Source organism: Kocuria oxytropis (assembly GCF_040981195.1).
Lineage (GTDB): Bacteria > Actinomycetota > Actinomycetes > Actinomycetales > Micrococcaceae > Kocuria > Kocuria oxytropis.
In genome coordinates this window covers 1-518 of sequence record NZ_JAVFXA010000120.1, presented here as the reverse complement: position 1 = coordinate 518, position 518 = coordinate 1, and the positions used below count along the sequence as shown (strand labels likewise).

Genomic DNA, 518 nt, shown 5'->3' with positions numbered 1-518 from the left:
CTGCCGCGCTGGACATGAGCGTGGAGCAACTGCTGGGGACCAAGGCGCCGTCGCGCCGCATGGAACTGGAGATCCAGGTGGAGCGCGTGCAGCGCGGACCCATGTACGCGTCCCTCGGGTTGCCCACGGTGCGGGTGGGGCCGGGCACGAGTACCGAGACCCTCGAGGCGCTCGCGGCACTGCAGCGGCAACTCGCCCAGCGGCTCGAGGAACAAGCGGCCACGCCCGAGGAGGCCCGGCGCGCCAACACGCAATTGCGAGCACGCATGCGGGGGATCGACAACTACTTCGAACGCATCGAGACCATGGCCGCGGACCTGCTCGCCGCGATCCGCCACACGGGCGGACCGCTGTCCGAGCACCACATCTCGCGGCTCGTGGAGCACGTGGGATTCGAGATCCACCAGGTCCCGGACCTGCCGCACTCCACGCGCTCGGTCACGGACCTGCGCAACCGCCGGTTCTACCTGCCGGCCACCGCCGGGGCGGGCTCGCCGTGGTCGGTGTTGTTGCAGGCC

The 518-nt window shown here is 70.8% G+C and carries 1 pseudogene; it reads left to right on the top strand.

Going from position 1 to position 518, the window contains the following annotated elements:
- Positions 1-14: 14 nt before the first annotated feature.
- A pseudogene (locus QYM41_RS17890) lies at positions 15-518 on the top strand (XRE family transcriptional regulator); the annotation flags it as partial.